Here is a 24899-nt window from a genome sequence, read left to right as displayed (position 1 = left end):
GAGCCCAATATGACCACGCCGAACACGCCGCTGTGGGAAGTCTTCATTCGCAGCCGCAACGGGCTCGCGCACAAGCATGTGGGATCGTTGCATGCGAGCGATGCCACCATGGCCCTGCAAGCCGCTCGCGACATCTATACCCGCCGCGGCGAAGGCCTGTCGATCTGGGTCGTACCGTCCAGCGCGATCACCGCGAGCGATCCCGCCGAGAAGGGCATGATGTTCGAGCCGGCGGAATCGAAGATCTATCGCCACCCCACATTCTACGAGGTGCCCGAGGAAGTGGGGCATATGTGATGCCCGTCGCCAACATTGAAGTCTCCGAAACGCCGCTGGTGCTCTACACGCTGCGCCGCGCCGACGATGCACTGATCCTCGGCCACCGGCTGTCGGAATGGTGCGGGCATGCGCCGATGCTGGAAGAGGACATGGCGCTGTCCAACATCGCGCTCGATCTGATCGGCCAGGCGCGCGAGCTCTACAGCTACGCTGCCAAAGCTGAAGGCAAGGACAACGACGAGGACAAGCTCGCTTACTTGCGTGACGTCAGGCAGTACCGCAACCTGCTGCTGGTCGAGCAGCCGAACGGCGATTTTGCCCAGACCTTGGTGCGGCAGTTGTTCTATTCCGCGTTCGCCGACCTCCACTGGCGTGCGATGATGACCTCGCGCGATGCGCCGCTGGCTGCGATCGCCGCCAAGTCGGAGAAGGAGAGCGCCTATCATCTGCGCCACGCCTCGGAATGGCTGATCCGGCTCGGAGACGGCACCGATGAAAGCCACGCCCGCGCGCAGGCCGCAATCGATCACCTCTGGGCCTTCACCGGCGAGATGTTTGAGGTGGACGAAGGCGAGCGTGCCCTGATCCATGCCGGTATTGCCATCGATCCCGGGCTGTTGCGCGGTCGCTGGCTGCAGACGATCTCCGATGTCGTCGGCGAAGCCACGCTCGTCCTGCCGCAGAATAATTGGATGCAGCAGGGCGGCCGTACGGGCCGGCACAGTGAGCATCTCGGCCATCTTCTGGCCGAGCTGCAATCGATGCAGCGCACCTTTCCGGGGCTGACATGGTGAGCGTTCTGGAGCGCGATAGCGAGCTGCGCCGGCGCGCCTGGGACGCGGCCGCAAGCGTGGTCGATCCGGAGATTCCGGTCTTGACCATCGCCGATCTCGGCGTGCTCCGTGACGTCGTCGTTCTCGACGGCGATCAGGTCGAGGTCGAAATCACGCCGACTTACTCGGGTTGTCCGGCGATGAACATGATCGCGCTGGAGATCGAGCTGGCGCTGGAGCGCGCCGGTTTCCGTCATCCGAAGGTGCGAACCGTGCTGTCGCCGGCGTGGACCACCGATTGGATGAGCGAGGACGGGCGCCAGAAGCTGCGTGCCTACGGCATCGCGCCGCCGCAAGCGACGAGCTCGCGCCGCGCGCTGTTCGGCGCGCAGGCCGTGGCCTGCCCGCAATGCGGCTCTGAGGACACCGAGCTGCTATCCGAATTCGGCTCGACCTCTTGCAAGGCGCTGTGGCGCTGCAAGGCCTGCCGCGAACCCTTCGATTACTTCAAGTGTCATTGAGGCACACAAATGCCAACCCCATCGTCATTGCGAGGAGCTCTTGCGACGAAGCAATCCAGGCTGCTTCCGCGGAAGGATTCTGGATTGCTTCGCTTCGCTCGCAATGACGGCAGTGAGACCAATGTAGGGTGCCCGTGATGTCCGCCGCAGCGCCACGCTTCCATCGCTTGGCCGTCAGCGACCTTCGCCGCGAGGCCTCCGACGCCGTATCGATGACCTTCGCCATTCCCGGCGAGCTCGCGCGGGACTACGCCTTCACGCCCGGCCAATATCTGACGCTCCGCACCATGCTGGACGGAGAGGAGGTGCGCCGCTCCTATTCGATCTGCTCCGGCCCTGACGACGGCGAGATCCGCATCGCCGTGAAGAAGGTCGATGGCGGCGCATTCTCGAGCTGGGCAGCCGAGGATATCAAATGCGGCGACGAGCTCGACGTGATGACGCCGACCGGCCGCTTCGGCGTGGTCCCCCGGCAGACCGGGCGCGCATTCATGTCGGCTTCGCCGCAGGCTCCGGCATCACCCCGATCCTGTCGATCGTGAAGGGCGTGCTCGCGCGCGAGCCGGACAGCCGCTTCTTCCTGTTCTACGGCAACCGCAGCACCGACAACATCATGTTCCTCGAAGCATTGGAGGAACTGAAGGACCGCTTCATGGATCGCCTCTCGCTGTTCCATGTCATCTCCGGCGAGGAGCAGGACATCCCGATCCTGCATGGCCGGCTCGACGGCGACAAGGTGAGGGTGTTGCTGCGCTCGCTGGTGCCTGCGACAAGCGTCGATCATGTCTATATTTGCGGGCCGCTCGGCATGAGCGAGGACATCGAGGCCACCTGCCGCGCGCTCGGCATCGTGCAGGATCGCATCCACGTCGAGCGCTTCGTCTCCGAATTCGGCGGCAAGCCGCGGCCGAAGAAGGCGGTTGCCCCCGACGCGCCGCCGAAGGCGATCGCCTCGCTGATCATCGACGGCAAGCGCCGCGAGGTGCCGGTGGCCGAGGACGAGGCGATCCTCGACGCCGCGCTGCGCGCCGGCGTCGATCTGCCCTTTGCCTGCAAGGGCGGCATGTGCTCGACCTGCCGGGCCAAGCTGGTTGAAGGCGAAGCGCCCATGGACATCAACTATTCGCTGGAGCCGTGGGAGCTCAAGGCGGGCTTCGTCCTGACCTGCCAGGCCAAGCCGTCGTCGGAGCGCGTCGTGGTCGATTATGACCATGTCTGACAGGGCGTATCAGGGCCCGGCGATGCAAATGCGTCGCATTATTTGACAGGCCTGGCCAACCAGCAGAACATCATGTGCAAGCATTTGACCGGGAGAGGCGCGTGAACCTCAAAGCCGCTTTGTCGCCTGAGAATGTTGCCCGCGCCTGCGCCGAGGCGATGTGGGCGGAGGACGACGCCTCCAAGGGACTCGGCATGGAGATCGTCGAGATCGGTCCGGGCTTCGCGACGCTCGCGATGACGGTGCGGCCGGACATGGTCAACGGCCAGCGCATCGCCCATGGCGGCTTCATCTTCACGCTGGCCGATTCCGCATTCGCCTTTGCCTGCAATTCGCACAACGACCGCGTCGTCGCGGCGCAGGGCCAGATCACCTTCATCAAGCCGGGCAGGCTCGGGGATCGCCTCGTTGCGAAGGCGCGTGAGGTCACGCGCGGCGGGCGCTCCGGCATCTATGACGTGCGGGTCACCGTCGGCGACGTCGTGATCGCGGAATTTCGCGGACATTCACGGGTCATTCCCGGAACCTGGCTGCCGACCCAGGAGCCCTAGAAAGAACAAGACAACAAAAAGAAAACCGATGATGTGGGGAAACGAAGATGAACCTGACGAGGCTCGAGCAAGGCGGCAGCGCCTATAGCCCCGAGATGGACGCGCATGAGCGTGCCTCGCGCGACGAGATCATGGCGCTGCAGAAGCAGCGGCTGGCCTGGTCGCTGAAGCACGCCTACGACAACGTCACGCATTATCGCAAAGCCTTCGATGCGGCCGGGGTGCACCCGTCCGATTTTCGGGAACTATCCGATCTTGCGAAATTTCCGTTCACCGTGAAGACAGATCTGCGGGACAATTATCCGTTTAACATGTTCGCCGTGCCGCGCGAGAAGCTGGTGCGCGTGCATGCGTCCTCCGGCACGACGGGCAAGCCAATCGTCGTTGGTTATACGCAAGCCGATATCGACACCTGGTCGCAGGTGATGGCGCGTTCGATACGCGCCGCCGGTGGCCGCACCGGCATGATCATCCACAACGCCTACGGCTATGGCCTCTTCACCGGGGGGTTAGGGGTGCACTACGGCGCCGAGAAGCTCGGCTGCACCGTGGTGCCGATCTCCGGCGGCATGACCGAGCGGCAGGTGCAGCTCATCAACGATTTCCGGCCCGACATCATCACGGTGACGCCGAGCTACATGCTGGCGATCCTCGACGAGTTCAAGCGCCAGAAACTCGATCCGCGCCAGTGCTCGCTCAAGGTCGGCATCTTCGGTGCCGAGCCATGGACCAACGCCATGCGCGGCGAGATCGAGGACGCCTTCGACATGGACGCGACCGACATCTATGGCCTGTCCGAGGTGATCGGCCCCGGCGTCGCGCAGGAATGCATCGAGACCAAGGACGGCCTGCATATCTGGGAGGATCATTTCTACCCCGAGGTGATCGATCCCGAGACCGGCGCGGTGCTGCCCGATGGCGAAAAGGGCGAATTGGTCTTCACCTCGCTCACCAAGGAAGCGTTCCCGGTGATCCGTTATCGCACCCGTGACCTGACGCGCCTGTTGCCGGGCACGGCACGGCCAGGCATGCGCCGCATGGAGAAGGTGACCGGCCGCTCCGACGACATGATCATCCTGCGCGGCGTCAATTTGTTCCCGACCCAGATCGAGGAGGTGCTGCTCGCGACCGATTGGTGCGGCGGCCACTTCATTCTCGAGCTGACCCGCGAAGGCCGCATGGACGAGCTCACCATCATCGCCGAGGCACGGCCGGAGAGCTGGGACGGCCGGGGCCTCGTCGACCACGCCGACCGGATCTCGACCCACATCAAGAACACGATCGGGATCAGCTCGAAGGTGAGGGTGGTCGCGCCGGCCACGCTGGAACGCTCGCTCGGCAAGGCCAAGCGGCTCTACGACAAGCGTCCCAAGGATTAAGTCTCGCCCCTCACGGCGAGGAGGCGCGTTGGCGCCGTCTCGACCATGCAGACCCGGCTTGCGCTGCGGACCCTCATCCTTCGAGGCGCCTGCTTTGCGGGCTCCTCGGGATGAGGGGAGGCGGTTGACTTGACCGGCCCCAGAGGCGACAAGGCCCGCGAGAAATCGCGGGTCTTTCATGTCGTCACTGGATGCCAAATCCGTCGAAGCGCGCTGCGTGCGCCTCAACGCCAAGGCCGAAAATGCCGCCGCCCTTGCGCCGACGGTCGAGCGTCACGCGCTGACGCGGGGTCCGAACGATCTCCTGATCGAGGTGAAGGCAGCCGCCGTCAATCCCTCCGACGTGAAGGCCGCGACCGGGCTGATGCCCTATGCCGTGTTCCCGCGCACACCGGGCCGCGATTATGCCGGCATCGTCATCGACGGGCCGGCCGGCACGGTCGGCCGCGAGGTGTTCGGATCCTCCGGCGATCTCGGCATCCGCCGCGACGGCACCCATGCCAGCCATCTCGTGGTCGAGGCCGACGCCGTGGTGGAGAAGCCGGAGACGCTGTCGTGGGAGGAGGCTGCCGGCATCGGCGTGCCCTTCGTCACCGCGATGGAAGGCTTTCGCCGCGCGGGCTTGCCGAAGAAAGGCGACACCGTGCTGGTGTTCGGCGTCAACGGCAAGGTCGGCCAGGCCGCGGTGCAGATCGCGACCTGGCAGGGCGCAAGCGTCATCGGCGTGGTCCGCAAGGCGGAAGCCTATCAAGGCCACAGCAACGCGTCGATCGAGGTGATCGATGCCTCCGCGACCGACGTCGCCGGGCGCGTGCGCGAAGTGACCGGCGGCAAGGGCGCCGACATCGTCTTCAACACGGTGGGCGATCCCTATTTCGAGGCAGCACACAAGTCGCTCGCCTTGCGCGGTCGCCAGATCCTGATCGCTGCGATCGACCGCATCGTGCAGTTCAACATCCTCGAATTCTACCGCGGCCAGCATACCTATGTCGGCATCGATACGCTCGGCCTGTCCTCGGCGGCAACCGGCGCGGTGCTGCGCGACCTTGGCCCAGGCTTTGCGAGCGGCCACCTCAAGCCATTCCCGATCAAGGCGAATGTCGTCTATCCGCTCGAGCGCGCCAAGGAGGCCTATGTCGCCGTCGCCGGCTCTTCGCGCGACAGGGTGATCCTGAAGCCGTAATCATGGAATCGTCCGCCCTGGTCATCCTCGCCGGCCTCGGCATCGGTCTGGTCTACGGCGCCGTCGGCCTGCTCAGCGGCTTCTGCCTGATGAGCAGCATGCGCGGCTGGCTGGCCGAGGGAGACGGACGGCTGGTGCGGACCTATGCACTGGCGATCGCGGTGGCAATCGCCGCGAGCCAATTCCTCGCCGGCAACGGCATGGTCGATCTCGGCAAGACAATCTACCTGCAACCATCGTTCTCGGCGCCGGTTCTGTTCCTCGGCGGCCTGCTGTTCGGCTACGGCATGGTGCTGTCGAATGGCTGCGGCTCGCGCGCGCTGGTGCTGCTCGGCCGCGGCAATCTCCGCTCGTTCGTCGTCGTGATCGTGCTCGCCATCGCTGCCCAAATGACACTCAAGGGCCTGATCGCGCCGGCGCGCATCGCGCTGGTTCAGGCTTCGCAGAGCACCGTCAACGTGAACTCGCTGCCGTCCTTGCTGGCGACGCTTGGTCTGACCGAAGCGCTTTCGCGCGTGGTTGCCGCTGCGGCAATGGTCGTCGCGTTGATCGTGTTCGCTTTCGCGCACGCCGGGTTCCGCCGCTCGCCAGGCCAGATCGCAGCGGGGATCACCGTTGGCCTCCTCGTCGCCGGCGGCTGGGTCGTGACCGGTCATCTCGGCGCCGACGACTTCAATCCCATCCCGGTGACCTCGCTGACATTCATCGCGCCGATCGCCGACAGCCTGCAATACGCCATGCTCTCGACCGGCCTGACGTTGAACTTCGGCATCGCCACGGTCGCCGGCGTCTTCGCCGGCAGCTTGGCGACGGCGCTCGCAACCCGCCGCTTCAAGCTCGAAGGCTATTCCTCGCCGCGCCATATGCTGCGCTCGGGCAGCGGCGCCGCACTGATGGGGATCGGCGGCGTGATGGCATTTGGTTGTTCGATCGGACAGGGGCTGACCGGCATGTCGACGCTCGCATTGGGCTCGTTGGTCGCGCTCGCCGGCATCCTGCTCGGCACGACCGCCGGCCTGCGCGGACGCTTGCGGGTTCATCCGGCCCGGGCTGCCGAAGCGGGCTCGACGACCGCCTGAGCTAATCCACCGCCTTCGTCACGATGCGGATCTCCGACGTCAGCGTCCGGTGCACCGGGCACTTGTCCGCGATCTCCATCAGCTTCCTGCGCTGCTCGGCATCGAGCGCGCCGTCGATCGTGATGTCGCGCTCGATCTGGTCGAGCATGCCCTCGCGCGTATCGCACTCCGCACAATCCTTGGCGTAGATCTTGGAGTGCTTCAGAGCGACGGTGACACGGTCGAGCGGCAGCGACTTGCGGTCGGCATAGAGGCGCATGGTCATGGAGGTGCAGGCCCCGAGACCGGCAAGCAGGAGATCGTAGGGCCCGGGGCCCGCGTCCTCGCCGCCGGCGGCCGCCGGCTCGTCCGCCACGAGCCGATGCGGACCGACAATGATGCTCTGGTTGAACTTGCTCTTGCGGGTCTCCTGCACCACGACCTGCCGCGGTGCCTCGGGGAGATCCATCGCCTTCGCGGGCTTCGCGGTGTCGATGTAGCGGCCCGCCCAGGCCGCGATCACGTCGGCCGCGTAGAGCGCGTCGGCTGGCTTGCTGAGCAGATGATCGGCGTGATCGAGCGAGACGAAGCTCTTGGGATGCCTGGCAGCAACGAAGAGCTTGGTGGCGTTGTCGATGCCGACGGTGTCGTCGACAGGAGAGTGCATCACCAGCATCGCCTTGTGCAGGCCGGCGACATCGCTCATCAACTCGTGCTCCGCGATGTCCTCGAGGAATTCGCGCTTGATCCGGAACGGACGTCCCGCAAGCGAGACCTCAACCTCGCCCTGTGCGCGAATGTCGTCAAGATGCGCCTTGAAGAGGCCGGTTACGTGCGCCGGGTCGGATGGGGCCGCGATGGTCGCGACGGCCCTAGCTTCCGGAATCTGTCCGGCGGCCGCGAGGATCGCGGCGCCGCCGAGACTGTGGCCGATCAGGATCGACGGCGCCTTGCGGGCGCTGCGCAGATGATCGGCGGCGCGCACGAGATCGGCGACATTGGAAGAGAACGTGGAGTTGGCGAAATCGCCTTCGCTCGAGCCGAGCCCGGCGAAGTCGAAGCGCAGCACCGCGATGCCCTTGGCGGCGAGCGCGACCGCGATCCGCTTGGCTGCCAGCGTATCCTTGCCGCAGGTGAAGCAGTGCGCGAACAGCGCGTAGGCCGCGGGCTCGCCGTCCGGCAATTCCAGCGCGGCCGCCAGCTGATGGCCGCCTTCGCCCGTGAATTGAAAGCGTTCCGTCGGCATGGCTTTCCCTCGCTCCAATCTGAACCCTAATCGCCCGAATAGCGCTGCTCGGCCCAGGGATCGCCGCGGTTATGATAGCCGCGGACCTCCCAGAAGCCTGGCGCGTCCTCGGTCCGGAATTCGATGGCCTGGAGCCATTTCGCGCTCTTCCAGAAATACAGATGCGGCACGACCAGCCGCACCGGGCCGCCATGCTCTTCCGTCAGCGGCCGGCCGGACCAGCTATGGGCGAGCAGGGCGTCCTCCGCAGCGAAGTCTTCCAGCGCGAGGTTGGTGGTGTAGCCATCATAGGAATGCAGCACAACGAAGCGCGCATCCTCGCGCGGCTGGCAGGCCGCCAACAATTCGCGCGTGGCGAGCCCTTCCCACTCGTTGTCGTAGCGCGACCAGGTCGTGACGCAATGGATGTCGGAGGTGAATCGGGCCTGTTTCTGCGCCGCGAACTCCGCAAAAGTCCAGAACACCGGGGTCTGGATTGCACCGTAGACGTCGAGCCGCCAGCGCTCGCGCGAAATCGGCGGCGTGATGCCGAGATCGAGCACCGGCCAATCCTTGGTGAGATGCTGGCCCGGCGGCAGGCGCTGATCTTCCGGCCGCGCGATCCTGCCGGTGAGGAAGCGGCCCTCACGCGCCCATGCTTCCTTGGTGCGCGTCAATTTGCTGTCGGGCGGCTCGTTGTCGTCAGCCATGGCCGTCCAGCCTCTCTGTCCCCGTGTTGGAAAGGCTTACATCGCCTTTCCGAGCAGAAATGGCAACTGGCGGGGGCCTCGCACCGTGCCTTGCGACCAGGTCACCGTGCCTGCCGGATCGAGCCGGAAGTCCGGGATGCGCTTCAGCCATTCCTCCAGCGCAACCTGCATCTCCATACGCGCCAGGTTGGAACCGACGCAGCGGTGGATGCCGAGGCCGAAGGCAGCGTGGCGGTTCTCGCGGCGGTCGATCACGACTGTGTCGGCATCCGGAAACACGTTGGGATCACGATTGGCGGCCGGGAAGGACAACAGCACCATGTTGCCCGCCTTGACCGGACAGCCCGAGATCGTCGTGTCCTTGACCACCTCGCGGGCCATCGTCACCGGCGAATAGGCGCGCAGCAGCTCCTCCACCGCGATCGGCATCAGGCCGGGCTCAGCGATCAGCCGCTCGCGATCGGCCGGCGTCTTCGCCAGATGCCAGAGCGAGGAGCCGATCGCGCTCCAGGTGGTGTCGATGCCGGCGATCAGGAGCAGGCGCAGCGAGCCAAGGACGTGGGAGTCTTCGAGCGGGTTGCCCTCCTTGTCCCTGGCGTTCATCAGATAGGAGATGAGATCGTCGGTCGGGTCGGTCTTGCGCTTCTCGATGTGCGCGCTGAAATAGGCGCTCATTTCCTGCACGGCCTGCAGCAGCTTGCTCTCGTCCTTGATGCCGAGCTCGAGGATCATGTGGATCCATTTGATGAAGAGATCGCTGTCGCTTTCGGGAATGCCCAGCATGTGCGCAATCGCCCGAACCGGAATATACTTGCTGTAGCGCGCGGCGGCATCGACCTTGCCGTCGGCGATGAATCCGTCGATCAGCTCATTGCAGATCGCGCGCATCCGCGGTTCCAGCTTCTTCATCGCGTCCGGCGTGAACGGCGGCAGCAGGAGCTGCTTGGCCGGCTTGTGCACGGGCGGGTCGGAGGTGATCGGCGGAGCTGCGTTCCTGGCGACTTCGGGCCGGACATCGCGCACGATGATGCGGCGCGAGGAGAAATGCTCGGTGTCGTTGGCGATCTCGCGCACGGCCTCATAGGTCGTCGGCATGTAGCATCCGAGAAAGCGATTCGTGTGTACGACCGGGCTTGCGGCGCGCATCTCCTCCCAGATCGGGAACGGGTCTTCCGTCCACTGCGGATCGGTGTGGTCGAAATCGTTGACCCAGTCGGTGACGGGCGGATGGGCGACAGGTTGGCTGACGTCGGACATGACAGGGAATCCTTGGGCTGGCGGTCGAATCGCGCGGGCACACAGGGAGCCCGTGCTACTCCTCGATCACGTCGATTGCGATTTCCGGGCAATTGGCTTTGGCAAGCCAGGCCTTGTCTTCGAGCCCGGGCGGGACCGTGCCGTCGCCGGCTTCGTGCGCGTTGCCAAATTCGTCGAGCTCGAAAAGTTCCGGCGCGAGCGCCTTGCAGCGCGCGTGGCCCTGGCATTTGTCGGGATCGACGTGAACCCTCAGTCGCTCTGTCATGGCGGCGTCCTTGGTCGTATCCGCGCGTGGCCCGCAGGGCGGCGCGTCCTCATGTCAATTTTATCCGCGGCACTTACCGCGGGCTTTAAGTTATATGCTATTACATTCGCGACAGGCTTTCCCTGTCAAGCGCAAACTTGTAGGCTTGGCCACAACATGCGCTCCCAACTCGCCCGCAAGCCCGAAAACACCTACCATCATGGCGATCTTCGCGATGCTTTGATCAAGGCCGCGCTACGCGAGGCGGAGCAGGGCGGCGCCGAGGCGATCAGCATCAAGGCACTGGCTAAGCAGCTCGGTGTGTCTCAGCCGGCGCCGTATCGACACTTTGCCGATCGCGAGGCGCTGCTTGCGGCGGTGACGGCGGAGGCGTTCCGGCAGCTCAGTGCGATCCTGCGCGAGGCGATGGCCAGGCCGTCGAAGCAATCGAAATTGTCACGGCTGGCACAGGCGACCCTGGATTTCGGCCTGCGCCGCAACGGCATCTACCGCCTGATGTTCGCCTCGCGCACCGTCTCCTGCGCAGCCAAGGGCAGCGAACTGCACGAGGTCACGCGCGAGACGTTCGCGTTGGTGATCGAGGCGCTGGAAGCGCCTGCCGTCGGCTATTTGCGCGAGCGGCAAGCGCTCAAGATCTGGGCGGCGCTGCACGGCGTCGTGATGTTGGCCGAGCAGGGCCTGTTCACCGGCGAGGCGGCCCATGCCACGCGCGAGGAGCTGGTCGAGGATTTCGTCAACGAGACCAAGGCCGCGCTCGCGCTCGCGATCAGAGCCGCGCGGCGTCGAAAAGCGACGGGTGCCTAAGCCTTCGCTCCCAACAGCGTCATCAGTTTGTCGACGGCGCTGTCAGGCGTGGTCACGACGGGACGGCCGGTGGCGTCTGCGACCAGCGGTGCCGTCGCCGCGATGCTGAACTGCGCCAGCGCGATGACGTCGCAATCGCGCAGGTCCTGTGACGCTTCGACGATCAGCCGGTCGTGCGTGGCGCGGTCGCCGCGGTCGAGCGCCGCCAGCGCGCCGTCGGCAAGTTTCGGAACGACCTGGACCGAGGCCGGAAACTCCGGCGGCATCGAGGCCAGCGTCGGCGGAAAGGTGGAGAGCAAGCCGATGCGCCTGCCCATCGTCACCGCGCGCTCGATCATCGCTTCGTTCGGCTTCAGCACCGGTATCGGCGCCTGCGCGCGCGCGACCGCTTCGATGCAGGGGCCGAAGGCCGAGCAGGTGAACAGGATTCCGTCCGCGCCCGTCGCCGCGGCATAATCGCCGAGTGCCAGGAAGCGCTCGGTCATGGCGTCGTTGAGCTGGCCGTCACGGGCCAGATCCGCCGACAAGCTGTCGTCGAGCAGGTTCATCAGCCGCGCCGCCGGCCACGCCTTCGCGAACGCGGCCTCGATCGGGGCGATGGAGTGCTTGAGGGCGTGGATCAGGGCGATGCGAGGGGGCGTCGTCATGGAGCGTGACTATCTGGGTTCTCGTGCCCCGGACCCGGCGCAATGCGAAGTATTGCGCTGCAGACCCGGGCCTATTCTCTTGCATCTCTCTTGCATCAGAAGCCGTGGCCTCCCGGGTCCCGGCTCTGCGCAGCAGCGTTGCACGCTGCTGCGCGTCCGGGACACAGACGTTTACTTGAACGGGATGGCGTACATCAAGCCGCCCTTGCTCCAGAGGCCGTTGAGGCCGCGATCGAGCTTGAGCGGGCTGGCCTTACCGACATTGCGCTCGTAGATCTCGCCGTAATTGCCGGTGGCCTTGATCGCGGTCACCAGCCATTTGTTGTCGAGCCCGAGCCGAGAGCCGAGATCGCCGGAGGCACCTAACAGGCGCTGGATCGCAGGCGTCTGCGATTTCGTCATCTCCTCGACATTGGCTTGGGTGACGCCGAGCTCTTCGGCCTCGATCAGTCCGTAATGCAGCCAGGTGATGATGTCGCTCCAGACCTCGTCGCCGTTGCGGGTGAAGGGGCCGAGCGGCTCCTTGCTGATGGTCTGCGGCAGCACGATGTAATCGGCGGGGTTCGGCGCCGCGGTGGTCACCGCGCCGGCAAGCGCGGAGGCGTCCTGGGTCATCGCATCGCAGCGGCCGCCGAAGAAGGTCTGGTACATGGTGTCGACGCGGTCGAACACCAGCGGCTTCCAATCGATGCCGTTGGCGCGGCCGTAATCGCCGAGCGTGACCTCGTGCGTGGTGCCCTGAGCAACGCAAACCGTGGCGCCCTTGAGGTCCTTGACGTCCTTGACGCCCAGATCCTTCTTCACGACAAAACCCTGGCCGTCGTAGAAGTTGATCGGCCCGTGCCGCAAGCCCAGCGTCACACCGCGCAGATACGTTTGCGTCGAGTTGCGGTAGAGCACGTCGATCTCGCCCGATTGCAGCGCGGTGAAGCGGTTCTGCGCGGTCAGCGACACGTAGCGTACCTTGCTGGCGTCGCCGAGCACGCCGGCCGCGAGCGCGCGGCAATAATCGACGTCGAGACCCCTGTAATTGCCTTGCGAGTCCGGCGCGGAGAAGCCGGCAAAGCCGGCGCTGACGCCGCACACCAGCGTGCCCCGGCTCTTCACCGTGTCGAGCGTCGCGGCGGATGCGACGACCGTCGATGCGGCGAGCACACTCGCCGCGATAACCACTTTCCTCATCATGCTACTCTCCCCTCACTGATTGACGCTACGCAACACGTTGTCGACGGCCGTGCCGAGCTTGTCGACGATCAGGTCGATCTCGTCGGCGGAGGCGATATAGGGCGGCGCCAGCAGCACGTGGTCGCCGCGCACGCCGTCCACGGTGCCGCCGCCCGGATAGCAGCCGAGCCCACCAGCGAAGGCTTCCGCCTTGATCCTCTGATGGAGCTTGAGCGCGGGATCGAACGAGGTGCGGCTGGCGCGATCGGCAACCAGCTCGATCGCCCAGAACAGGCCGCGACCCCTGATATCGCCGACATGGCGGTGATTGCCGAAGCGCTCGATCAGCCGCTGCTCGAGCTGCCGGCCGCGCTCCCTGACGCGGTCGAGCAGGCGATCCTCGCGGATCACATCCTGCACCGCGAGCGCCGCCGCGCAGGCGAGGGGATGGGCCAGGTAAGTATGGCCGTGCTGGAAGGCGCCCGAGCCTGAGCGGATGGTGTCGATGATCTTGCCGCTCGCGAGCATCGCCCCGATCGGCTGGTAGCCGCCGCCCAGCCCCTTTGCGACGGCCTGGATGTCGGGCGCGACACCTTCCTGCTCCCAGGCGTGCGTGGTGCCGGTGCGGCCCATGCCGCACATGACCTCGTCGAGGATGAGCAGAGCACCGTGCCTATCGCAGATCTCGCGCACCGCCCTGAAGTAGCCGTCCGGTGCCGTCACCGCGCCGGCCGTGGCGCCGACGACCGGCTCGGCGAGGAATGCCGCGACGTTATCTGGGCCGAGCCGCTGGAACTCGGATTCCAGCTCGGCCGCCAGCCGTGCCACGAACTGCGCGTCCGACTCATGGTCGCGCTTCTCGTGATAGGCGAAGGCCGGTGTCACGTGGCTGAAGGCGCCGGAGAGCAGCGGCGCGTAAGGCGCGCGCCGCCATGCATTGCCACCGGCGGCGAGCGCACCGAGCGTGTTGCCGTGGTAGCTCTGTCGCCGCGCGATGAAATGCTGCCGCTGCGGCTCGCCGCGCTCGATAAAATATTGCCGCGCGAGCTTGATGCTGGCCTCGATCGCCTCGGACCCGCCGCTGACGAAATAGGCATAAGCGAGGCCGCCGGGCTCGTGCCCGACCAGCGTCTCGGCGAGGGCTTCGGCGGGCTCGGACGAAAAGAAGGCGGTATGCGCATAAGCCAGGATCGAGGCCTGCTTGGCGATCGCCGCGATCACGCGCGGATGCTGATGGCCGAGGCACGAGACGGCCGCGCCGCCGGAGGCGTCGATCACGCGCCGTCCGTCCTCGGCGAAAAGATAGACGCCTTCGCCGCCGATCGCCTTGGGCGGCGTCTCGCGCAGCGAGCGGTGCAGCACGCGGCTGGGGCGGACGGCCATGGGTCAACCCTTCTCTGAAACGTAGATGGAGCCAGCAGCGAGCCGCGCCTCGGTATTCTCCAGGCGCTTCTTCGCGGCAGCGCCGCCGAGCGAGAACGTCACGGCAGCCAGCGACTGCGCGATCGCGATCGCGCCGGTGAGGCTTGGGAAGAAGCCGGGGGACGAGGCCGCCTCGAACAGCAGCACGTGGTCGGCGCCCTCGGCCATCGGCGCGGAAAGGCTGTCCGCGATCGCGATCAGTGTCGCGCCGCCGCGATAGGCGGCCTGTGCGACACCGACGCTCGCATGGGTGTAGGGCAGAAAGCCGATGACAATGACGGCCTCGCCGGGCCGGAAGGCGCCGAGGTCGAGATCGTCGGGGCCGGATGTGCCGATGAGTTGCACCTGCTCGGGCCGGAACAACCTCAGTTCATAGTTCAGCAATTCCGCAACGCTGCGGCAGCTCCGATAGCCCGCGATCCAGATCCGCTTGGCCTCGTGCAACGCACGGGCCGCCTCCGCAATCGGCTGGGCGGGAATCCGCGGAAGACCGGCTGCCTCGGCCTCGAGCTTGTCGGTGACGAGCGTGACATCGGCGTTCGGGCCGGGCCGGCGGCCTCTGGCACGGCCCGAGAAGGGCGAAGTCGGCGATGGTCGCCGAGCCTCGGTCAACGCCGCCCGCAATTCGTCCCAGCCGGAATAGCCGATCGCCTTGGCGAGACGCGTGAACGCGGCGGGGTCGGCGCCGGCCTCCGCTGCGAGGTCGCGCATCGAACGGGTGGTCGCGTCGTAATCGTTGGCGGCGACGAAGCGTCCGACCTCCTGCAGCCGCATCGGGAGGCGATGGCAATGCAATACGCAGTTCGCTCAACGGCGAGGATTTCGCGGGCTCGGCCATGCAACATTTGTTGCATGAATTTTCTATCGGTGCAACACTTGACGTGCGTTGCCGGAATTGTCGCTCCTCAGAAGGAATTTTGCGCTGTGACCACGGACGCCCGGAGACCGCCGCCGCGCCGCCTGTTCGGCGCATGGGGACGCCGCAACCTGCAAGGCCTGTTCTGGCAGGTGCTGGTGGTCGGGATCGCGCTCGCGGTCATCGGCTTCCTCTGGTCGAACACCGTCACCAACCTCTCGGCTCGCCGCATCACGACCGGCTTTGCCTTCCTCGGCCGCGAGGCGGGCATGCCGATCGCCGACAGCCTGTTCGCCTACAATCCGAGGGACACGTATCTCTGGGCCTTCGTCGTCGGCGTCGGCAATACCTTGCGCATTGCCGTGATTGGGATCGTGCTCGCGACGGTCCTGGGCACGCTGATCGGCATCTCGCGCTTGTCGGCCAACTGGCTGCTGTCGCGACTTGCCGCCGTCTATGTCGAAACGCTCCGCGACATCCCGCTGCTGCTGCAGCTCCTGTTCTGGTACGTGCTGATGCAGGCGCTGCCGGCCGCGCGTGCGGCATGGCGGCCGATCGAAGGCGTGTTCCTGTCCAATCGCGGCCTGATCCTGCCCGCAATTCCGTTTGGTCCGCTGCAGCTGTGGGTGCTCGGCGCCGCTGCGATCGGATGTGCCGCGTTCTATCTCGTCAGAAGGTGGCTTATCGCACAGCAATTGCGCGACGGCAGGCCGCGGCCGGCCTGGCCGTTTGCGCTTGCCCTGATCGTCGCGCTGCCGGCGCTGGTGTCGATGCTGCTCGGGGTCTCCTGGTCAATCGAATGGCCGCAGCTGCGCGGCTTCAATTTCGTCGGCGGGCTGACGCTCGCTCCGGAATATTTCGCGCTGTTGATCGCGCTCGTGACTTACACTTCGGCCTTCATCGCCGAGATCGTGCGCAGCGGAATCCAGTCCGTGCCCCGCGGGCAATGGGACGCCGCCAATGCACTTGGCCTGCGCCGCAGCTTCATGCTGCGGCAGATCATCCTGCCGCAGGCGCTGCGTGTCATCGTGCCGCCGATGACGAGCCAATATCTCAACCTGACCAAGAATTCCTCGCTTGCCGTGGCGATCGGCTATCAGGACGTGGTCTCGATCGCCAACACCACGCTGAACCAGACCGGACAGGCGATCGAAGCCATCGCGCTGATCATGGCGGTGTTCCTGACGATCAGCCTTTCCATCAGCTTCTTCATGAACTGGTACAATGCGCGCATCGCGTTGGTGGAGCGCTGATCATGACTGTTATCGTCGATACTCCGGCGGCACCGCGCGCCGCCCGCCGTCCGCAGATCGGAAACCCCGTGCTGCGCTGGCTGCGCGCCAATCTGTTTTCGTCGATCCCGAACGGCGTTTTATCGGTCGTGCTGCTGGCGATTCTCGCCAAGGGCATCTTCAGCTTCGTGCAGTGGGGTATCGCGAATGCAGTGTGGCTGACGCCTGCGAACGATTCCGGCGCCTGCCGCGCGGTGCGCGGCGTCGGCGCCTGTTGGGCGATCATTCCGGAAAAGTACCGTTTCATCCTGTTCGGGACCTATCCGTTCGACGAGCAGTGGCGGCCGGCACTGTCCGTGCTGCTGTTCATCGCGCTGTTCTATCTCCTCGAGCCGCCGCGCTCTGTGGCGGCGCGAGCTCGTCCTGGTCTGGATCGGAGCGCTCGCGCTGATCAGCGTGTTGATGTGGGGCGGGGTGCTCGGGCTTTCCTTCGTCTCGCAGGATCGCTGGGGCGGCCTGCCGGTGACGCTGATTCTCGCGACCTTCGGCCTTGCATTCGGCTTTCCGCTCGGCATCCTCGTCGCGCTCGGCCGGCGCTCAAGCTGCCTGCGATCCGCTCGCTCAGCGTGCTCTATGTCGAGCTGATCCGCGGCGTGCCGCTGGTGAGCTTGCTGTTCATGGCGAGCGTGATGTTCCCGCTGTTCATGCCCAGCGGCTTCAACATCGACAAGCTCTTGCGCGCGCAGATCGCGATCATCCTGTTCGCAGGGGCCTATCTAGCCGAGGTCATCCGCGGCGGCCTGCAGGCCGTGCCTCGCGGGCAATACGAGGCCGCCGAGGCGCTCGGGCTGTCCTATTGGCGCAAGAACCGGCTGATCATCCTGCCGCAGGCGATCCGTCACGTCATCCCGCCGCTGGTCAACACCTTCATCGCCTTCTTCAAGGACACCAGCCTTGTCCTCATCATCGGCATCTTCGACCTGCTGACGACGGCCAAGACCGCGATCATCGATCCGGCGTGGCAACAGTTCTCGGTCGAGGTGTATATCTTCGTCGCCGCGATCTACTTCGTGTTCTGTTTCGGGATGTCGCGGTACAGCCGGAGCCTGGAAGCGACAAGCGGGCGGTGACGTCCCGTGTTCCGGACCAGGCGCAGCGCGCCGGCGCTGCAGCGCACCGCCGAAGCGGCGCTGCGCTGCGTCCGGGGCACGTCCGGCTACTTCTTCACCTTCGGATCGATCGGCGTCGTCCCGCGCAGGCCCAGAACATCCTCCAGCACCTTTGCGCCGGCGATCACTTGCGCATCCGCGCGCGGTGCGCCGACCACCTGCACGCCGACCGGCAGGCCGGACGCCGTGAAACCGCACGGCAGCGACAGCGAGGGACAGCAGGCGAGCGTGATCGCGTAGACGATGCCGAGCCATTCGACGTAATTGTCGAACCTCTTGCCGGCACATTCGGCGACGTAGCGGTGCTCGATCGGGAAGGGCGGCACGATCGTGGTGGGTGTCAGCAGCAGATCGTAGGTCTTGAAGAATTCGACCGCCCGCGCGGTCATGCCGACGCGCTGGGCCTCGGCGCGCCTCGAGCTGCTCCACCGTGAGCTTGAGGCCTTCCTCGATGTTCCAGATCACCTCGGGCTTGAGCAGGTCGCGCTTGGTCCTCAGCAATTGCGCCTTGCTGATCGCGAAATCGAACGCGCGCAGCACGTGGAAGCACTCATGCGCCTCGCGCCAGTCCGGATGCGCTTCCTCGACGATGGCGCCGGCCTCGGCGAAGCGTTCCGCTGCTTTCCGCGTGATCGCTTTCACCTCGGGGTCAACAGGCGTGATGCCGAGATCCGGCGAGTAGGCGATGCGCTTGGGTCGCTTGCCTGACTGTGCCGCCGACAGGAACGAGATCGCGGGCGCCGGCAGCGACAGCGGGTCGTCCGCATAGTCGCCGCTCATGGCATCCAGCAGCAGCGCGAGATCCTCGACGTTGCGCGCCATCGGGCCCTGCACGCCGAGATTGCGATCGATTCCCGCCTTCGGCGTATGCGCGACCCGGCCGATGCTCGGCCGCATGCCGACGACGCCGCAAAAGGCGGCGGGGCTGCGCAAGCTTCCGCCCATGTCCGAGCCTTGGGCGAGCCAGGCCATGCCGGTGGCCAGGGCCACCGCTGCGCCGCCCGAGGAGCCTGCCGCGGACTTCGTCGTATCCCAGGGATTGAGTGTCGCGCCGAACACCTCGTTGAAGGTGTTGGCACCGGCACCGAATTCCGGCGTGTTGGACTTGGCGTAGACGACCGCGCCGTTGGCCTCGAGGTTCTCGACCATGAGGTCGGACTTGGCGGGGACGTTATCCCTGAAGATCGGCGAGCCCTGCGTGTTCAACACGCCTGCAACGTCGGTCAGATCCTTGATCGGCACGGGCAGGCCCGCGAGCAATCCCCGCGCGCCCGCGGGCTTGTGCATCAAGGCCTTGGCGCTGTCCCGCGCGCGATCGAAACACAGGGTCGGCAGTGCATTGACCCTGCCATCGACTTCATTGATGCGCTTTTCCAGCACGTCCAGCAGTTCGAGCGGCGAGACGTCGCCGGAGCGCAGCTTGTCGACGACGGCGCATGCGGTTTGACGGATCAGGTCTTGGGACAATTGATTTACTCCTACCTCTAGCTTGTCATTCCGGGGCGCCCCGGAGGGCGAACCCGAATCTCGAGGTTCCGGGGTCGATGCTTTGCATCGCCCCGGAACGACGGTGTTAGAAAATTTTCGGGCAGCTAACCCCAACCCGCGCTGATGCCGCCGTCCACCGTGTAGATCACGCCCGACGTATAGCCGGCGCGGTCCGAGGCCAGGAACGCCATGAGGTCGCCGATCTCGCGCGCATGCGCGGGGCGGCCGAGCGGCAGGCCCTTCTGGAATTCCTTGTAGCGGCTTTCGTCGCCGAACTGCTGCTTCGCCCGCGTCTTCAGCGGCGTGACGTGGCGATCGGTGTCGACAGGGCCCGGATTGATGCCGACCACGCGGATGTTGTCGGCGAGACTTCTTCCGCCGAGCGCGCGGGTGAAGGCCATCAGCGCGGCATTGCCGGCGCTGCCGCAGATGTAATTGGCGTCGAACCTCTCGCCGGCCGCGCCGATGTCATTGACGATGACGCCGCCGCCCTTGGCCTTCATCTGCGCGTAGATATGCCGCGTGAGGTTGATATAGCCGAACACCTTCAATTCCCAGGCGTGACGCCAGGCCGCCTCGTCGATCTTGTCGATCGAGCCGCCGGGGATGTCGCCGGCATTGTTGACGAGCACGTCGATGTCGGCGGCCTCTTTCGCCAGCCGCGCCACATCCTCTTCCTTGCGCAGATCCACGATGCTCGTTGCGGCATCGATCTGGTGGGCGGCGCGCAGGCGGTCGGCCAGCGCCTTCAGCGCCTCGCCGCTGCGGGCGGCGAGCAGGAGATGTGCGCCTTCTTCGGCAAACGTCTCGGCCGCGGCAGCGCCAATGCCCTTGGACGCGCCCGTGATCAGGACGCGCTTGCCACGCAGATGCAGATCCATGAGGGGACTCGCAGGATAGGAACAGGATCAAATCAGTAGGCGCTTGGCCGCGCCACGGTCAACATTGCAGTGCAGCGTTGCACTGCCGACGCGTTTGGTCCATTGCAGTGCGGTCAAAAAGCGCGGCGGCTGCCGGACCAACCAAGGACGTTCTCGATGAGCAAGAAACAATACCGGATCGCGGTCATTCCCGGCGACGGCATCGGCAAGGAAGTGATGCCCGAGGGCCTGCGCGTCCTGGAGGCGGCGGCGAAGAAGCACGGCGTCGCCCTGCATTTCGACCATTTCGACTTCTCGTCCTGGGACTATTACGAGAAGCACGGCCAGATGATGCCCGATGACTGGAAGGAGAAGATCGGCAAGCACGATGCGATCTATTTCGGTGCGGTCGGCTGGCCGGCCAAGATTCCGGACCACGTCTCGCTGTGGGGCTCGCTGATCAAGTTCCGCAGGGAGTTCGACCAATATGTGAACCTGCGTCCGGTGCGGCTGATGCCCGGCGTGCCGTCGCCGCTCGCGGGCCGTAAGCCCGGCGATATCGATTTCTGGGTGGTGCGCGAGAACACCGAAGGCGAATATTCCTCGGTCGGCGGCCGCATGTTCCCGGATACCGACCGCGAGTTCGTGACCCAGCAGACGGTGATGACCCGCACCGGCGTCGACCGCATCCTGAAATTTGCCTTCGAGCTCGCGCAGTCGCGGCCGAAGAAGCACCTGACCTCGGCGACCAAGTCCAACGGCATCTCGATCACCATGCCCTATTGGGACGAGCGCGTGGAGGCGATGGCCAAGAAGTATCCGGGCGTGAAGTGGGACAAGTACCACATCGACATCCTGACCGCGAACTTCGTGCTGCACCCGGACTGGTTCGACGTCGTGGTCGGCTCCAACCTGTTCGGCGATATCCTGTCCGATCTCGGCCCGGCCTGCACCGGCACGATCGGCATCGCACCGTCAGGCAACATCAATCCCGAGGGGGACTTTCCCTCGGTGTTCGAGCCGGTGCACGGCTCGGCGCCCGATATTGCGGGGCAGGGGATTGCGAACCCGATCGGGGCGATCTGGTCCGGCGCAATGATGCTCGAGCATCTCGGCGAGAAGGAAGCCGGCAAGTCGATCGTCGAGGCGATCGAGCGCACGCTGGCCGAACGCACGCTGCGCACGAAGGATCTCGGCGGCAACGCCGACACCACGGCGTGCGGCAAGGCCGTTGCGGACATGGTGGATTAAGGCCGCGGAGCGAGGCAGGTAGCCGCGAGTTCTCGCCGAACCACGTCCTGTGATCATAGTCCCGGATCGGCGCGCTTGAGGCGCGCTTGTCCGGGACGACAGCGGATAGATACCGGCTTCTACTTAGCCCGCGATCTTCTCGATCGCGGCCTGATCCAGGCCGAACTTCTTCCCGGCCTCCAGAATCTCCTGCCAGGTCGTTGGGTCGACCGGAATGCCTTCAGCGAGACGCTTTCTCTTGGTTTCGCGCTCGGGCTCGCCCGCGATTCTGACCTTGTCGACGCCGGGGGCGGGCGGCGAGCCGGTATGCCAGGCGACGAAACTCTCGACTTCGCGCGCGAGGTTCTCGCCGGTGCCAAGCTTGCCGGGATCGATGACGATCGAGAGCATGCCGTTGAGGACGTTGTGCTTGCCGTCCGACGAACCCTTCACCACCTGACCACCGGAGAGCGCGCCGCCGAGGATCTCGCACACAAGCGCGAGGCCCGAGCCCTTGTGCTCGCCGAAGGGGAGGATGGCGCCGTACGGCGGGATCACGGTGTAGCGCGGGTTGACGGTGGGCTTGCCATCATGATCGATGATGGTGCCGGGCTCCAGCTCGACGCCCTTGTTGTGGGCGACGCGGGTCTTTCCCTGCGCGATCCTGCTGGTGGCGAAGTCGAGCACGATGGGATCCTTGCCGGCGCGCGGAATGCCGACGCAGAACGGGTTGGTGCCGTGGCGCGCATCGCTGCCGCCCCAGGGCGCCACGATCGGCCGCGAGATCACGTTGACGAAATGGATCGAGACCAGGCCGTGGTCGATGCACTGCTCGGCCCAATGGCCGATGCGGCCGATGTGATGCGCGTTGGAAAGGCCGACCAGGCACACGCCGTTGCGCTTGGCGCGCTCGGCCGCCAGCTCCATCGCTTCATGGCCGATCACCTGGCCGTAGCCGGTGAGGCCGTCGAGCGTGAGCAGCGGACCGGTATCGAGCACGATCTTGACGTGCTGGTTCACGGCGAGGCCGCCATTGGTGACGCTCTGGACATAGCGCGGAATCATGCCGACGCCGTGCGAGTCGTGGCCCTTGAGATTGGCTTCGACGAGATTGGTGGCGACCAGCTCGGCCTCGCGGTCGGATGAGCCGCCGGCCTTGACGATGGCGTGAATGGCACTGGTGAGCGGCTCAGCCTTGATGGTGCGGTAGTCGGCCATTGTTGTTGCTCTTGTCCTTTCACGATGTGGCGGGTTGTGTAGGGTGGGTTAGCGAAGCGTAACCCACCACTTCTTCCCCACGGAAGCAGAAGAGGTGGGTTACGCCGAGCCGATGCGCTTTGCGCATCGGCTCGGCTAACCCACCCTACGATTTTACGATGCGGCGGCAATGGACCAATGCCGCTTCGATCAGGTTCTCGCTCGCTTCCGGCGTGCGGAAGGCGGAATGCGCCGACAGCGTCACGTTCGGCAGCTTCGTCAGCGGATGATCGCCGGGCAAGGGCTCGGTGTTGAAGACGTCGAGGCCGGCATGGCGGATGTGGCCCGACTTCAGCGCCTCGATCATGGCGGCTTCGTCGACGATCGCGGCGCGCGCGGTGTTGATGAGGATGACCCCGGGTTTCATCCTGCCGATCTTCTCGCGCGTGATCATGCCGCGCGTCTCGTCGTTGAGCAGCAGATGCAGGGACACGACATCGCTCTTCGCCAGCACCGTATCGAGATCGGTGAATTCGACGCCGGGGTAGCTCTTCGGCGAGCGGTTCCAGGCAATCACCTTCATCCCGCTGCCGGACGCGATGCGCGCGACCTCCGCGGCGATGCCGCCGAAGCCGACCAGCCCGAGCGTCTTGCCGGTGAGCTGCATGCCGTCCTCGCGCAGCCAGTTGCCGACGCGCATCTCGCGGTCCATCATCGCGATGACGCGGGCCGAGGCCCACATCAGCGCAATCGCGGCTTCGGCGACCGCGGTGTCGCCGTAGCCTTTGATCAGATGCACGGAGATGCCGAGCTCGGCGAGCTCCTCCGGATTCATGTAGCTGCGTGCGCCGGTGCCCAGGAACACGACGTGCTTGAGGCCGGTGCACTTCTTCGCAACCTCAGTCGGCAGCGCGGTGTGGTCGACGATCGCGATCTCGGCGCCGTCGAGGATTTCAGGGTATTGCTCCGGCTTGATGTCGGGGTCCCGGTGAATCCGCACCTTGGGATCACCGGGCTTCCCCAGCCGCTCCATGATCACGGCCAGGCTTTCATTGGCGTCGACGAAAACTCCGCGCATGGCTCTCTCCGATCAGGACGCGACGCCGGCGATCGCCAGCACGGTATGCATGAGGACGTTGGTACCTGCGGCGCAATCACCCTGCGTGGCGTCCTCCAGCTCGTTGTGGCTGATGCCGTCCTTGCAGGGCACGAACACCATCGCCGCCGGCATGATCGTGTTGAGGTTGCAGGCGTCGTGGCCGGCGCCGGAAGTGATACGGCGCGAGGAATAACCGAGCGTCTTCGCAGCGCTCTCCACCGCTGCGATCAGCTTGGGATCGAAGTGTGTCGGCGGCTTGCGCCAGACCAGATCGATCTTCACCTCGACCTTGCGGCGTGCAGCGATCTCGGCAATCGCGGCGCGCAGATCGCGGTCCAGCGCGTCCATGATCGCGCCATCCGCGCTGCGGCAATCCATCGTGAAGGCGATCTCGCCGGGAATGACGTTGCGCGAGGGGTTGGCGATCACGGCCTCGCCGATGGTGCCGACCGCGTTCGGCCCGTGCTTCTTCGCGATGGCCTCCATCGCCAGCACGATCTCCGACAATGTCGCGAGCGCATCGCGCCGCAGCGGCATCGGGGTCGAGCCGGCATGGCTCTCGAAGCCGGAGATCTTGCCGTCGTACCACAGCACGCCCTGGCCGGAATCGACGACGCCGATGGTCTTGCCCTCGGCCTCCAGGATCGGGCCCTGCTCGATATGCAATTCGACGAAGCAGCCAAGCTTCTGGAAGCCGACCGGCCTGTCGCCGCGATAGCCGATGCTGTCCAGCGCCTGGCCGACGGTCGTGCCTTCGGCGTCCTTGCGCGACAAAATGTCGTCGGTGGTGAAGTCGCCGACATAGGCCGCGGAAGCCATCATCGCAGGCGCGAAGCGCGAGCCTTCCTCATTGGTCCAGTTGACGATGCAGATCGGTGCCTCGGTCTCGATACCGGCATCGTTCAGCGTGCGGATCACTTCCAGCGCGCCGAGCGTGCCCAGGATGCCGTCGTACTTGCCGCCGGTCGGCTGGGTGTCGAGATGCGAGCCGATGCCGACCGGCAGCTTCGACATGTCGCGGCCCTTGCGCAGGCCGAACTGCGAGCCGAGCGCATCGGTGTGCACCTCGAGGCCAGCCTCCTCGCAGGCCTTGCGGAACCAGTCGCGCACCTGCTTGTCCTCGGCACTCAACGTCAGCCGCCTTACGCCGCCCTTGGCCGTCGCGCCGAATTGCGCGGTCTCGTGGATGGAGCCCCAGAGGCGGGCGGAATCGATTTGCAGGTTGGTGACGGCTCGGCTCATGCGGTCGGTCTCTCAGTTGTCATTCCGGGGCGGCTCGAAGAGCCGAACCCGGATCTCGAGATTCCGGGT

At 65.6% G+C, this 24899-nt stretch carries 21 protein-coding genes and 4 pseudogenes; 12 read left to right on the top strand and 13 right to left on the bottom strand.

Annotated features, from left to right (window positions below):
* Positions 1-9: 9 nt before the first annotated feature.
* The 8 genes and pseudogenes from paaB to ACETMP_RS13275 all read left to right on the top strand — a co-directional run bounded on the left by paaB (position 10) and on the right by ACETMP_RS13275 (position 6984).
* Positions 10-297 (top strand): 1,2-phenylacetyl-CoA epoxidase subunit PaaB, encoded by a 288-nt coding sequence (gene paaB / locus ACETMP_RS13310; RefSeq protein ID WP_028135228.1) that lies wholly within the window; start codon positions 10-12, stop codon positions 295-297.
* Positions 297-1073: a 1,2-phenylacetyl-CoA epoxidase subunit PaaC gene (gene paaC / locus ACETMP_RS13305; RefSeq protein WP_375161282.1), complete on the top strand. Its 777-nt coding sequence runs from the start codon at positions 297-299 to the stop codon at positions 1071-1073. The genes paaB and paaC overlap by 1 nt, the downstream gene beginning before the upstream one ends.
* On the top strand, positions 1067-1573 hold the full coding sequence (gene paaD / locus ACETMP_RS13300; RefSeq protein ID WP_375161281.1) for a 1,2-phenylacetyl-CoA epoxidase subunit PaaD: 507 nt from the start codon (positions 1067-1069) through the stop codon (positions 1571-1573). Before paaC ends, paaD begins: the two co-directional genes overlap by 7 nt.
* Before the next feature lie 137 nt (positions 1574-1710).
* A pseudogene (paaE, locus tag ACETMP_RS13295) lies at positions 1711-2792 on the top strand (1,2-phenylacetyl-CoA epoxidase subunit PaaE).
* 101 nt (positions 2793-2893) lie between these two features.
* Positions 2894-3343 (top strand): hydroxyphenylacetyl-CoA thioesterase PaaI, encoded by a 450-nt coding sequence (gene paaI / locus ACETMP_RS13290; protein WP_028135232.1) that lies wholly within the window; start codon positions 2894-2896, stop codon positions 3341-3343.
* A 47-nt stretch (positions 3344-3390) separates the two neighbouring features.
* Entirely contained in the window at positions 3391-4722 is a 1332-nt protein-coding gene (gene paaK / locus ACETMP_RS13285) for a phenylacetate--CoA ligase PaaK (protein ID WP_375161280.1), read from the top strand.
* Positions 4723-4900: 178 nt separating this feature from the next.
* Positions 4901-5905 carry a zinc-binding alcohol dehydrogenase family protein gene (locus tag ACETMP_RS13280; RefSeq protein ID WP_375161279.1) on the top strand — a complete coding sequence of 335 codons (1005 nt, stop codon included), beginning with the start codon at positions 4901-4903 and terminating at the stop codon, positions 5903-5905.
* A 2-nt stretch (positions 5906-5907) separates the two neighbouring features.
* On the top strand, positions 5908-6984 hold the full coding sequence (locus ACETMP_RS13275; protein ID WP_375161278.1) for a YeeE/YedE family protein: 1077 nt from the start codon (positions 5908-5910) through the stop codon (positions 6982-6984).
* Between the two features lies 1 nt (position 6985).
* On the opposite strand, the gene ACETMP_RS13270 is transcribed toward ACETMP_RS13275, so the two are convergent.
* From ACETMP_RS13270 to ACETMP_RS13255, 4 genes are read right to left on the bottom strand one after another with little or no spacing between them, the layout of a single operon-like run.
* Positions 6986-8209 carry an alpha/beta fold hydrolase gene (locus ACETMP_RS13270; RefSeq protein ID WP_375161277.1) on the bottom strand — a complete coding sequence of 408 codons (1224 nt, stop codon included), beginning with the start codon at positions 8207-8209 and terminating at the stop codon, positions 6986-6988.
* A 26-nt stretch (positions 8210-8235) separates the two neighbouring features.
* Complete coding sequence (locus tag ACETMP_RS13265) at positions 8236-8898, bottom strand: sulfite oxidase-like oxidoreductase (RefSeq protein WP_375161276.1); 663 nt, start codon at positions 8896-8898, stop codon at positions 8236-8238.
* A 36-nt stretch (positions 8899-8934) separates the two neighbouring features.
* Positions 8935-10155 (bottom strand): cytochrome P450, encoded by a 1221-nt coding sequence (locus ACETMP_RS13260; RefSeq protein ID WP_375161275.1) that lies wholly within the window; start codon positions 10153-10155, stop codon positions 8935-8937.
* A gap of 55 nt (positions 10156-10210) precedes the next feature.
* Positions 10211-10420, bottom strand: a complete 210-nt coding sequence (locus ACETMP_RS13255; RefSeq protein WP_028135239.1) for a ferredoxin — start codon at positions 10418-10420, stop codon at positions 10211-10213.
* 156 nt (positions 10421-10576) lie between these two features.
* Between ACETMP_RS13255 and ACETMP_RS13250 the strand changes: the two genes are divergently transcribed.
* Positions 10577-11224: a TetR/AcrR family transcriptional regulator gene (locus tag ACETMP_RS13250; protein WP_375161274.1), complete on the top strand. Its 648-nt coding sequence runs from the start codon at positions 10577-10579 to the stop codon at positions 11222-11224.
* On the opposite strand, the gene ACETMP_RS13245 is transcribed toward ACETMP_RS13250, so the two are convergent.
* The 4 genes and pseudogenes from ACETMP_RS13245 to ACETMP_RS13230 all read right to left on the bottom strand — a co-directional run bounded on the left by ACETMP_RS13245 (position 11221) and on the right by ACETMP_RS13230 (position 15295).
* Positions 11221-11871 carry an aspartate/glutamate racemase family protein gene (locus ACETMP_RS13245; protein ID WP_375161273.1) on the bottom strand — a complete coding sequence of 217 codons (651 nt, stop codon included), beginning with the start codon at positions 11869-11871 and terminating at the stop codon, positions 11221-11223. The genes ACETMP_RS13250 and ACETMP_RS13245 overlap by 4 nt on opposite strands.
* Positions 11872-12042: 171 nt before the next feature.
* Complete coding sequence (locus ACETMP_RS13240; RefSeq protein WP_375161272.1) at positions 12043-13056, bottom strand: amino acid ABC transporter substrate-binding protein; 1014 nt, start codon at positions 13054-13056, stop codon at positions 12043-12045.
* A 12-nt stretch (positions 13057-13068) separates the two neighbouring features.
* Positions 13069-14418 carry an aspartate aminotransferase family protein gene (locus ACETMP_RS13235; RefSeq protein WP_375161271.1) on the bottom strand — a complete coding sequence of 450 codons (1350 nt, stop codon included), beginning with the start codon at positions 14416-14418 and terminating at the stop codon, positions 13069-13071.
* 3 nt (positions 14419-14421) lie between these two features.
* Positions 14422-15295 (bottom strand): annotated as a pseudogene (locus ACETMP_RS13230) (MurR/RpiR family transcriptional regulator).
* 86 nt (positions 15296-15381) lie between these two features.
* Here ACETMP_RS13230 and ACETMP_RS13225 point away from each other — a divergent pair.
* Complete coding sequence (locus tag ACETMP_RS13225; RefSeq protein ID WP_375161270.1) at positions 15382-16566, top strand: amino acid ABC transporter permease; 1185 nt, start codon at positions 15382-15384, stop codon at positions 16564-16566.
* Between the two features lie 2 nt (positions 16567-16568).
* A pseudogene (locus ACETMP_RS13220) lies at positions 16569-17675 on the top strand (amino acid ABC transporter permease).
* A gap of 86 nt (positions 17676-17761) precedes the next feature.
* Here the strand turns inward: ACETMP_RS13220 and ACETMP_RS13215 are convergent.
* Both ACETMP_RS13215 and ACETMP_RS13210 read right to left on the bottom strand, forming a co-directional pair.
* Positions 17762-19181: pseudogene (locus ACETMP_RS13215) on the bottom strand (amidase).
* A gap of 125 nt (positions 19182-19306) precedes the next feature.
* Entirely contained in the window at positions 19307-20083 is a 777-nt protein-coding gene (locus tag ACETMP_RS13210) for an SDR family oxidoreductase (protein ID WP_375161269.1), read from the bottom strand.
* Positions 20084-20239: 156 nt separating this feature from the next.
* Here ACETMP_RS13210 and ACETMP_RS13205 point away from each other — a divergent pair, with 156 nt between their 5' ends.
* Positions 20240-21313, top strand: a complete 1074-nt coding sequence (locus tag ACETMP_RS13205; protein ID WP_028135244.1) for a tartrate dehydrogenase — start codon at positions 20240-20242, stop codon at positions 21311-21313.
* Positions 21314-21436: 123 nt separating this feature from the next.
* On the opposite strand, the gene ACETMP_RS13200 is transcribed toward ACETMP_RS13205, so the two are convergent.
* The 3 genes from ACETMP_RS13200 to ACETMP_RS13190 form a co-directional block, all read right to left on the bottom strand.
* The gene (locus ACETMP_RS13200) at positions 21437-22510 is read right to left on the bottom strand and encodes a malate/lactate/ureidoglycolate dehydrogenase (protein WP_375161268.1); all 1074 of its coding nucleotides are present in this window, start codon (positions 22508-22510) and stop codon (positions 21437-21439) included.
* A gap of 145 nt (positions 22511-22655) precedes the next feature.
* Positions 22656-23567, bottom strand: coding sequence for an NAD(P)-dependent oxidoreductase (locus ACETMP_RS13195; protein WP_375161267.1), 912 nt, complete (start codon positions 23565-23567; stop codon positions 22656-22658).
* 12 nt (positions 23568-23579) lie between these two features.
* Positions 23580-24830, bottom strand: a complete 1251-nt coding sequence (locus ACETMP_RS13190) for a Zn-dependent hydrolase (RefSeq protein WP_375161266.1) — start codon at positions 24828-24830, stop codon at positions 23580-23582.
* Between the last annotated feature and the right edge of the window lie 69 nt (positions 24831-24899).

It is taken from the genome of Bradyrhizobium dasycarpum (assembly GCF_042019905.1).
Classification (GTDB): domain Bacteria; phylum Pseudomonadota; class Alphaproteobacteria; order Rhizobiales; family Xanthobacteraceae; genus Bradyrhizobium; species Bradyrhizobium japonicum_B.
Note: the sequence above shows the minus strand (reverse complement) of the source record. Positions and strands in the feature narration are given on the sequence as shown.

Coding starts and splice junctions, on each gene's coding strand:
- ACETMP_RS13205 (WP_028135244.1), top strand. CDS start 20,240: ATGAGCAAGAAACAATACCGGATCGCGGTCATTCCCGGCGACGGCATC.
- paaB (WP_028135228.1), top strand. CDS start 10: ATGACCACGCCGAACACGCCGCTGTGGGAAGTCTTCATTCGCAGCCGC.
- ACETMP_RS13275 (WP_375161278.1), top strand. CDS start 5,908: ATGGAATCGTCCGCCCTGGTCATCCTCGCCGGCCTCGGCATCGGTCTG.
- ACETMP_RS13265 (WP_375161276.1), bottom strand. CDS start 8,898: ATGGCTGACGACAACGAGCCGCCCGACAGCAAATTGACGCGCACCAAG.
- ACETMP_RS13190 (WP_375161266.1), bottom strand. CDS start 24,830: ATGAGCCGAGCCGTCACCAACCTGCAAATCGATTCCGCCCGCCTCTGG.
- paaC (WP_375161282.1), top strand. CDS start 297: ATGCCCGTCGCCAACATTGAAGTCTCCGAAACGCCGCTGGTGCTCTAC.
- ACETMP_RS13270 (WP_375161277.1), bottom strand. CDS start 8,209: ATGCCGACGGAACGCTTTCAATTCACGGGCGAAGGCGGCCATCAGCTG.
- ACETMP_RS13200 (WP_375161268.1), bottom strand. CDS start 22,510: ATGGCCGACTACCGCACCATCAAGGCTGAGCCGCTCACCAGTGCCATT.
- ACETMP_RS13235 (WP_375161271.1), bottom strand. CDS start 14,418: ATGGCCGTCCGCCCCAGCCGCGTGCTGCACCGCTCGCTGCGCGAGACG.
- ACETMP_RS13245 (WP_375161273.1), bottom strand. CDS start 11,871: ATGACGACGCCCCCTCGCATCGCCCTGATCCACGCCCTCAAGCACTCC.
- ACETMP_RS13260 (WP_375161275.1), bottom strand. CDS start 10,155: ATGTCCGACGTCAGCCAACCTGTCGCCCATCCGCCCGTCACCGACTGG.
- ACETMP_RS13195 (WP_375161267.1), bottom strand. CDS start 23,567: ATGCGCGGAGTTTTCGTCGACGCCAATGAAAGCCTGGCCGTGATCATG.
- ACETMP_RS13240 (WP_375161272.1), bottom strand. CDS start 13,056: ATGATGAGGAAAGTGGTTATCGCGGCGAGTGTGCTCGCCGCATCGACG.
- ACETMP_RS13280 (WP_375161279.1), top strand. CDS start 4,901: ATGTCGTCACTGGATGCCAAATCCGTCGAAGCGCGCTGCGTGCGCCTC.
- ACETMP_RS13255 (WP_028135239.1), bottom strand. CDS start 10,420: ATGACAGAGCGACTGAGGGTTCACGTCGATCCCGACAAATGCCAGGGC.
- ACETMP_RS13250 (WP_375161274.1), top strand. CDS start 10,577: ATGCGCTCCCAACTCGCCCGCAAGCCCGAAAACACCTACCATCATGGC.
- paaK (WP_375161280.1), top strand. CDS start 3,391: ATGAACCTGACGAGGCTCGAGCAAGGCGGCAGCGCCTATAGCCCCGAG.
- ACETMP_RS13210 (WP_375161269.1), bottom strand. CDS start 20,083: ATGGATCTGCATCTGCGTGGCAAGCGCGTCCTGATCACGGGCGCGTCC.
- paaD (WP_375161281.1), top strand. CDS start 1,067: ATGGTGAGCGTTCTGGAGCGCGATAGCGAGCTGCGCCGGCGCGCCTGG.